Raw genomic sequence first — 8,132 nt, forward strand, 5'->3', positions numbered from 1 at the left:
GGCCCACTACCACATGGGCGGGGTCGTCGCGGGGCCGGACGGCCGCACCAGCCTTCCGGGCCTGTTCGCCGTCGGCGAGTGCGCGGCGACGGGGGTGCACGGCGCCAACCGGCTGGCGTCGAACTCTCTGCTGGAGGCAGCCGCCTTTGGCCGCCGCACCGGGCGCGCCGCAGCCGCGCTTGAAGCTGTGGCCGGCCCGGCGCGGGCGACGCCCGCCGCGCCCGATCTGTCGGACGACCAGTTGCAGCGGCTCAGGGCGACGATGAGCGCCGATGTCGGGGTGGTGCGCAACGCCAGCGGGCTGCACCGTGCGCTGCGCGTCATCGACGAGCTGACGGGGACGGCCGGACCCGCTCTGCCCTTGATCGCCGCCCGTCTGATCGCCGAGGCCGCCCTGGCGCGGCGCGAGAGCCGCGGCGGGCACTTCCGCAGCGATTATCCGTCGACCGAAGCCGAGGCGCAGCACACCCGCTTGCGGCTTTCGCAAGACGTTCCCACTCCCGCCTTCGCAGGATGACGCCGTGATCCGACAACTGCCCGACCTGCTGGTCGAGCCGGTGGTGCTGATGGCGCTGACCGAGGACCTTGGCCGCGCGGGGGACGTGACCGGTCAGGCCTGCATTCCCGAAGGCGCCCGGATGCGCGCCGCCTTCGTGGCGCGGAAACCGGGCGTGGCGGCGGGTCTCGCCTGCGTTCGCCTCAGCCTGCTGGCGCTGGACCCTGAGGCTGAAGTCACCGTGAACCTTCACGACGGCGACGTCTTCGAAGCCGGCGCGGTGCTGGCCGAGGCCGAAGCCGACGCGCGCGCCTTCCTCGCCGCCGAGCGCACGGCGCTGAACCTGCTCGGCCGGCTGTGCGGGGTCTCGACCCTGACCCGCGCCTACGTCGACGCCGTCGCCGGGACCGGGGCGCGCATCGCCGACACCCGCAAGACGACGCCCGGCTTGCGCGCGCTGGAGAAGCACGCGGTTCAGTGCGGCGGCGGCTCCAACCATCGCTTCGGGCTCGATGACGCGATCCTGATCAAGGACAACCACGTCGCCGTCTGCGGGGGGGTCGGCGAGGCGATCCGCCGGGCCCGCGCGGCCGTCGGTCACCTGATGAAGATCGAGGTCGAGGTCGACGGGCTGGAGCAGCTCGACGAGGCGCTGGCCGAACGGCCCGACGTGATCATGCTGGACAATTTCACCCTGCCGATGCTGCGCGAGGCCGTCGCCCGCGCCGACGCCACGGCCCATGGGCGGCCGGTGCTGGAAGCCTCCGGCGGGGTCAATCTGGAGACGGTTCGCGCCATCGCCGAGACGGGCGTGGACGTGATCTCCGTCGGCGCCTTGACCCACTCCGCGCCGTCGCTCGACATCGGCCTCGACGCCCTCTGAAGCGGTGCAATAGGGAACGGGCCCTCACCGGGGCCGTTCATTCCTCACATTTCAGAGGAGTGCGCACGTGAGCAAACTGCCGAAGATTCCAGAAGAGCAAGCCAGCGTCGCCGGGCAGAAATCCGACGTCCAGGGTGAAGGCGCGGACCGCCGCGACCTGCGCACGGATGTGCGGGACGGCCAGCCGGGCGATGCGGCGATCAACACGGATCAGCAGGGCCGGTTCGGCGACATCAAGCAGAACACGACCCACCAGGGCTACCAGCAGGACCGTTGATCATGGACAACAACCAGCACACGCCTGAACCGGTCGACGAGAAGCGCTGGGGCGGGCCGGGCTCGAGCCATCAAAACGCCAAGCAGGATCCGCCAGAGTTCGAGGATCCGCGCGACGGCGGCCCGACCAATCCGAAGAACAGCAAGGTCTCGGGCGGGGGCGGGGAGCGCGATCTCAAGCACTCTCACATCGACTCGCGCCGCTCCAGCAAGGGCGACCGGGACGCGTGAGATCAGGCGGGTGAGGCTGTCGTCGCGGGTGTAGCTTCCACGGTGACCGTCGGAGGCGTCGCGGGCGTCAGCGCGGCGGCGGCGGCGGGCGCAGGCGCGGTGGCCGCGGTCTCCGTCTTCGCCGTGTCGGATCCAACGAGCAGGGTGTAGGCGACCGCGCCGGCGTCACGGACCGCGCTGGTCGGGTCCATGCTGGCCTGAATCAGACGGGGCGCCGCCACGGAGGTCGAAGGGCGGGCCGCGTAGGCGAAGGCCCCGCGTGAACCCGAGCGCCCGCCGAAGCGGTAGAACAGGTGGTCGCCGACCTGATTGACCCTCACCAGCGCATTGCGCCAGCCGGGCGACACGCCGGTGGTGTGGAAGTGGGTGGCGTTGCCGACCGCCGCGTACACCCGGCCGGAGAGGGCGCTGGAGGCGACGTCGCGGGCCCGGTTCCAGGCCGCGCGGTTGACCGGGCCGCGCATGGACCCGTCGCAGGTGAAGCTGAACTGGCAGCCGGTGCGGCGGCCGGCGCCCTGGAATACGACGCCGCAGACGGTCTTCGGGAAGGCCGGGTGGCGGGCGCGGTTCAGCACGACCTGGGCCACGGCCTGCATGCCGTCGCGGCCTTCGCCACGCGCCTCGTAATAGGCGGCCTGCGTCAGGCATTCGAGGTCGCGAGAGGCGTCCAGCGCGCCGCCGAGGCGGAAGGGCTGGGCCGCGACCGGTCCGGTCAGGCTGACCTGGCGGAGGCCGCTCGCGGATTGGGCCGTGCGCAGTTGTTCGAGACGGGCGGTCAGCAGCTCGGCCTGGCGGTCGCGCTGGGCGCCGCCCGCGACGGTATAGGGGTCATGACGCCGCGCGATGCGCAGGGCGCTTTCGTCGAGACCGCCGGCCGCGGCGGCGAGCGCCTCTTCGGTAAAGCCGGCCGCCGTGGCGCCTTCGATGCGTTCGGCCTGTCCGCGCACGGTATTCGCCTTGGCCGCCGCGCCGCCCAGGTAGGCGCAACCCATCGCCAGCCCCATCAACGCGCCGACCGCCACGGCCGCCGAGCCCGGCCGGATACGGGCCAGACGATCGACAGTCGCTTTCGCGCACGTTTCAGGGGCGTTCGGCAAGGGCTCGATCCTGTTCGGCAGGGCGCGATGCCGCCCCCGGGTCGTCTTGCGAGGAGAGGGCGCTCTCCGATCGTGGAGACCGGCGCCGCGTCTGCCCGCGCATATCGATGGTCGGCCAGCGGGCCGGCGATCGAGGAGGCGCCTTAAGCCAGCCATTTGTGGCGCCAATGTGTTTGATTCGCAAATTTCGTGTGCAGCGCAGCATGATGGCCGGTCCCACGTGCATACCGGTTCGAAGTACGAATAGGGGCTCGTACATATGACCAATGTTGGGGCGGTATACTGTATTCCGTCACACTAAGACTACACAGGGCCGGGAATGGCATACACGGGCCAACGCACGTCGTCTGTCTCTATAGTGTTAGAGCTGACGCGCTCAACCTGAGCCGTTTGCCCGTTCGGCGCCGGAACCGGTCCCGACCAGGGAGCGTTCAGGCTTCACCATACAGGAGAGCATCGTCATGAAACGCTTCACAACCATCGCCGTCGTGTCTTGCGCCGCCCTGGCCCTCGCGGCCTGCGGCACGACCCGGGACCAGAAGGCCGCCACCGGAGCCGTCGCCGGCGCCCTCGTGGCCGGACCGGTCGGCGCCGTGGTGGGCGGGGTCGCCGGCGCCGCTTCGGCCAACAAACCCAACTGACACACTTCGCCGCGTAGTGAGGCCAGCCGGGAGCGATCCCGGCTGGTTTCCTTGATTTCGGCGCCTATATGCGCTTAGCCGACGCGCCGGGGATGGAACTGCTCGCCCCGGCGCGTTTCCGCGTATTCAAAAACCGCCCAAGGACATCGACGCCCTCCGCATGAGAGATCTGAAACAGACCGGCTTCACCGATCGCCTGACGACCCAGCAGGAGGCCAAGAAGGCCCTGCTGGCCCGCTTCAAGCCGAAAGCCGCCGCCCCGGACCCTGAATTCGACAAGCTGGCCGCCAAGCGCGCGGCCGAGAAAGAGGCCCTGCGCCAGCAGCACGAACTGGCCAAGGCCGAGGCGCGCCGCGAGAAGGCCGATAAGGAAGCCGCGCGAATGGCGGCCGATCAGGAGGCCCAGGAAGCCGTCGAGGCCGAGAAGCGCGCCGCCCGCAAGGAGCGCAAGCAGCTCACCAAGGAAGAGCAAAAAGCCGCCCGCGACGCGCGCTACGCCGCCCGCAAGGCCCGCTCCCGCTAAGCGCCTTGCACGGGCGGGGCCGTCGGCTCCGCCCCATCGCCCAGCACCCGGGCCAGCTGCTCGCCCGAATACGGCTTGCGAAGGAACGGCCAGGGCGCGTCGGCCAGCGCCGCATCGACGTCCTCTCCGGCATAGCCCGAGGTCAGGACGATCCGCATATGCGGGTGTTCCCGCTCGCACCGGCGCGCCAGTTCGATGCCCGTCATTCCGCCGGGCATGACGATGTCGCTCAGCATGACGTCGAACCGCTCCCGCGCCAGCAGATCGAGCGCCTGCGGGCCATTCTCCACCGTGCGGACCTCGAGCCCCAGTCCTTGCAGAAGCTCCAGCGCGACCACCGCCACGCTGATGTCGTCCTCGACGAGCAGCAGTCGGCCGCCTGAAGCCAGGGGCGCGGTCATGCCGGGAGCAACGTCCTGAGCCGGCTGCGTCGCCTGCGCGAGCGGAGGCAGGTAGAGCCTGATCTCGGTGCCTTCCCCAACCGTCGATAAGATCTTCGCCGCCCCGCCGCTCTGACGCGCAAATCCATAGACCTGGCTGAGGCCGAGGCCCGTGCCCTTGCCCACGGCCTTGGTGGTGAAGAAGGGCTCGAACACGCGGCCGATCACCTCCGGGGTCATGCCCATGCCGTCGTCCGACACGACCACGCAGACGTAGTCGCCGCCCTCCAGATCGGCGACCTCTCCCGGCTCCACGGTGCAGGACATGGTCTGAATGCTGATGGCGCCCCTGTCGCCCACGGCGTCGCGCGCGTTGACCACCAGGTTCAGCAGGGCCGCCTCGAACTGCGAGGGATCGACGCTGACGCGGGCGCCGCCGCGGCGCAGCTTCAGCTTGAAGTCGATGGCCTCCCCGACCGCTCGGCGCAGTAGGGGCTCGCTCTCGCGGATCTGGGCGTTCAGATCGAGCGGCTCGGGCCGTAGCGCCTGCCGGCGTGAGAACGCCAGCAGCTGGTGCGTCAGACCCTCGCCGCGCCGCGCGGCCGCCAGCGCCGCCTCGCCCAGTTTTTGGCGTTTGGCCGCGTCGTTCGGCGACCGCAGCATGATGTCGAGCGCTCCGATGACGACGGTCAGCAGGTTGTTGAAGTCGTGCGCCACGCCGCCGGTCAGCCGGCCGACGGCCTCCATCCGCTGGGCATGCATCAGGTCCGCCTCGGCCTTGGCTTTTTCGGCCAGAGCCTCGCCGACGCGCTCCTCAAGCAGCTCGTTTATGCGTTTCAGGTCATCCTCGGCCCGCTTGGCCTCGGTGACGTCGAAGGCGACGCCGACGAAGCCGAGCACGGCTCCGTCCGCGCCGAGCCGCGGCCGCGAAAACGATCTCAGCCAACGGTATTCGCCGTCGTGCCGGAGGTAGCGCGCCTCCATCGAAAAAGGCTGGCCCGTGGCTTCGCCCTCGGTCGACTGCTGGATGATGCGCGCCTGATCGTCCGGATGGATGACCGCGCGCCAGTCGGCCAGCCGCGCCTCCTCGTAACTTCCGCCGTTGAAGGCCGCATAGGCCTGATTGACGAAGGCGCGCGTGCGGTCCTGCTGGGTCACCCAGATCAGCACCGGCGCCGTGTCGGCGATGGCGCGGAATCGAGCCTCGCTCTCGCGGACCTCGGCCTCGGCGCGGGTCCGTTCAACCTCGGCGTAGGCGCGGGCGGCGACGTGCTCGATAAGGCCGACCTCCTCGTCGGACCATCGGCGCGGCGTGGTCTGGTGCAGGAAGAAGAGGGCCCGCATCCTGCCGCTGCGCATGACGGGCGCGCCGAGCACCGACGCAGTCTGGATGGCGCCGAACGCTCCGGCGGCGGCGGCCGTCAGGGGATCGGCCGCGACGTCCTCGACACGCGCCGACCGGCCCTGGCGGAAACAGTCGATCAGCTCCGGTCCGAAGTCGTCCATGCGCCATTCGCCGGTCAGGTCAGACAGGGGCGGACGCGCCGAGGCGCCGCGGACGCGGATGGTCGTCAGTTCGGCGTCGATCTCCCCGTAGCCCACGCGGTCGACGCCCAGTTTCTCCGCGACAGAGCGGCTGGCTTCGGACATCACCGCCTCGGGCGTGCCGAGATTGCGGAGGCGGTCGCTGAGGGCGAGCAGGAAGCTCTGGCGCCGCTCGAGGGTCGCCAAGGCGTCGAGCGCGTCCCGGGTCTCGCTGACGTCGAACGCCATGCCGACGTAGCCGAGGAAAGCCCCGTTCCTGTCGAACCTCGGATTGACGGAGATGCGCATCCAGCGCCAGTCGCCGTCCGCATGGAGGAAGCGCGCCTCGAACCCATAGGGCAGGCGCCGGGGCCGGGCCGCCTCCATCGCGGCCTGAACCGTCGCCTGATCGTCCGGATGGATCGCCTGCTTCCAGACGTGGCCGAGGATTTCGGCGGCCGGCTTGCCGTAGAAGCGCTCCAGCGCCGCGTTGACGAACTCAACCTCAGCGTCGGGATTGGTCATCCACACCGGCGAAGGCGCGGTATCGGCCATCAGGCGGAACCGTTCTTCGCCCTCGTTGACCCGCGCGTCGGCGGCGGAGAGGTCGAGCACGGACCGATCCAGACGAGTCAGGGTCTTGCGCAGGGAGGCGGCCACGAAGGCGACGAACACGCCGACAACGATGAAGTTGACGGTGGCGATCCGACCCATGGGTGAGGACAACCCCACGCCGGTGGCGTCCGGCCCCGCGACCACCCACCCGCCGAGCAGGGCGGCTGCGACGGCGGTGACGCCCGCGACGCGGCCCGCTGCAAGGCCGGCCAGCACGATCCCGGGCAACAGGATGATGAAGCCGGTCACCCCCTGATACCAGAAGTTCAGGCCCCAGCGGACGGCCAGCACGGCCGCGGCGAACCCGAGGCCGATCAGGATGTTGGCCCACCACGGCTGGGCCGGAACGCGGGCGAGCGCCGATAGCGCGGCGTCGGCGGCGCTGGACCCGCGTCTCGGAATGCGCTCGCCGTTCACTCGGATACCCCCGCTCGCGCCCTGCGCGATCTACCGCAACGTATTGGGAGGCATGGCGTTTGTTCAAGCGTCGTGCGGGGTATTTTATCCGCCGCCAGCCGTCGGCGGTTGGCGAAGTCCCCGGGGATGCCCACCTCGTGGCCTGAGACCCACCTTCCCAACGGAGTTTTCATGACCGCCACCATCGATACCGGCCTGACCAAGACGGAGCGCGCCGACGTGGCGCAGGAACTCACGAAGGTGCTGGCGGACAGTTTCGCCGTCTATCTGAAGACCCACGGCTATCACTGGAACGTCCGGGGGCCGGAGTTCTTCAGCTTCCACAACCTCCTGGAGCAGCAGTACCGCGACATCTGGGACGCGCTGGACGATATCGCCGAGCGCATCCGGGCTCTTGGGGTGTTGGCCCCGCAGAGTTATTCCGCCTTCGGCAATCTGACCTCGATCAAGGACGGCGATCCCGAGAAGGACGCCACCGCCATGCTCAAGGAGCTGATGCAGGACCACGAGACCCTGATCGCCACCGCCCGGACGGCCTTCGAGACCGCCTCGGCAGCGGGCGACGAGGCGTCCGCCGACCTGATGACGCAGCGGCTGACGGCGCACGAGAAGTTCGCCTGGATGCTTCGCTCGACCCTCGGCGGCCGTTGAACCTTGACCGACCGGCGCTTTTCGGCCTGAAAAGCGCCCCGCTGTTCAGGTAGCGGAAGACGTGACGCGGCGTTTGCCGCGGTGGAGCTGGGATTGACCGCGATCGACTGGAGCACGGTGCAGACGAAGGCGCGGCGGTTCGCAACCGCCGCGCCCGTCGTGCTGGCCGCCTTCGGCGTCGCCATGGCCGCGAGCTCCACCCCCCGGCCGGAGATCGACCGCCGCGCCGAGGCCGTGCGCCAACTTACGCGGGGCGACCTCGGTCCCGGCGGGCTGGCCGCGATCACCCGTCGGATGGATCCGGCGCAGTTGGCCCTCGCCGCCCGCCACGACCCATCGGACCCGCAGCCGGCGCTGTACGGCCTGACGCCGGGCTGGGAGAGCCTGACGCTGGCGGG

The 8,132-nt window shown here is 70.1% G+C and carries 9 protein-coding genes and 1 pseudogene; 8 read left to right on the forward strand and 2 right to left on the reverse strand.

What is annotated here, in order from left to right; translation table 11 throughout:
* The 4 genes from VGB60_RS09580 to VGB60_RS09595 form a co-directional block, all read left to right on the forward strand.
* Positions 1 to 517, forward strand: a 517-nt coding sequence (locus VGB60_RS09580; protein ID WP_331038036.1) for an FAD-binding protein, incomplete at its 5' end; no start/stop codon positions are given.
* Between the two features lie 49 nt (positions 518 to 566).
* Positions 567 to 1,379, forward strand: a complete 813-nt coding sequence (gene nadC, locus VGB60_RS09585; RefSeq protein ID WP_331038044.1) for a carboxylating nicotinate-nucleotide diphosphorylase — start codon at positions 567 to 569, stop codon at positions 1,377 to 1,379.
* Between the two features lie 67 nt (positions 1,380 to 1,446).
* Entirely contained in the window at positions 1,447 to 1,656 is a 210-nt protein-coding gene (locus VGB60_RS09590) for a hypothetical protein (RefSeq protein WP_331038037.1), read from the forward strand.
* Between the two features lie 2 nt (positions 1,657 to 1,658).
* Positions 1,659 to 1,886: a hypothetical protein gene (locus tag VGB60_RS09595; protein ID WP_331038038.1), complete on the forward strand. Its 228-nt coding sequence runs from the start codon at positions 1,659 to 1,661 to the stop codon at positions 1,884 to 1,886.
* Positions 1,887 to 1,888: 2 nt separating this feature from the next.
* Here VGB60_RS09595 and VGB60_RS09600 read toward each other — a convergent pair whose 3' ends face one another.
* The gene (locus VGB60_RS09600) at positions 1,889 to 2,983 is read right to left on the reverse strand and encodes a cell wall hydrolase (protein WP_331038039.1); all 1,095 of its coding nucleotides are present in this window, start codon (positions 2,981 to 2,983) and stop codon (positions 1,889 to 1,891) included.
* 461 nt (positions 2,984 to 3,444) lie between these two features.
* Between VGB60_RS09600 and VGB60_RS09605 the strand changes: the two genes are divergently transcribed.
* Both VGB60_RS09605 and VGB60_RS09610 read left to right on the forward strand, forming a co-directional pair.
* Entirely contained in the window at positions 3,445 to 3,624 is a 180-nt protein-coding gene (locus VGB60_RS09605) for a hypothetical protein (RefSeq protein WP_331038040.1), read from the forward strand.
* 160 nt (positions 3,625 to 3,784) lie between these two features.
* Complete coding sequence (locus tag VGB60_RS09610) at positions 3,785 to 4,147, forward strand: DUF6481 family protein (RefSeq protein ID WP_331038041.1); 363 nt, start codon at positions 3,785 to 3,787, stop codon at positions 4,145 to 4,147.
* Here VGB60_RS09610 and VGB60_RS09615 read toward each other — a convergent pair.
* Entirely contained in the window at positions 4,144 to 7,083 is a 2,940-nt protein-coding gene (locus tag VGB60_RS09615; RefSeq protein ID WP_331038042.1) for a PAS domain S-box protein, read from the reverse strand. The genes VGB60_RS09610 and VGB60_RS09615 overlap by 4 nt on opposite strands.
* Positions 7,084 to 7,254: 171 nt before the next feature.
* On the opposite strand from VGB60_RS09615, the gene VGB60_RS09620 reads away from it, so the two are divergent.
* Together VGB60_RS09620 and VGB60_RS09625 are read left to right on the forward strand one after the other, a co-directional pair.
* A complete protein-coding gene (locus tag VGB60_RS09620) occupies positions 7,255 to 7,734 on the forward strand; it encodes a Dps family protein (protein WP_331038043.1) in 480 nt (159 codons plus the stop codon).
* 93 nt (positions 7,735 to 7,827) lie between these two features.
* Positions 7,828 to 8,132: pseudogene (locus tag VGB60_RS09625) on the forward strand (cell wall hydrolase); the annotation flags it as partial.

The organism is Brevundimonas sp., from assembly GCF_036399195.1.
In the GTDB taxonomy this organism is placed as follows: Bacteria; Pseudomonadota; Alphaproteobacteria; order Caulobacterales; family Caulobacteraceae; genus Brevundimonas.

Bases quoted from the DNA above. Each gene is read 5' to 3' on its own strand.
- nadC (WP_331038044.1), top strand. From the start codon at position 567: ATGGCGCTGACCGAGGACCTTGGCCGCGCGGGGGACGTGACCGGTCAG.
- VGB60_RS09595 (WP_331038038.1), top strand. From the start codon at position 1,659: ATGGACAACAACCAGCACACGCCTGAACCGGTCGACGAGAAGCGCTGG.
- VGB60_RS09605 (WP_331038040.1), top strand. From the start codon at position 3,445: ATGAAACGCTTCACAACCATCGCCGTCGTGTCTTGCGCCGCCCTGGCC.
- VGB60_RS09610 (WP_331038041.1), top strand. From the start codon at position 3,785: ATGAGAGATCTGAAACAGACCGGCTTCACCGATCGCCTGACGACCCAG.
- VGB60_RS09620 (WP_331038043.1), top strand. From the start codon at position 7,255: ATGACCGCCACCATCGATACCGGCCTGACCAAGACGGAGCGCGCCGAC.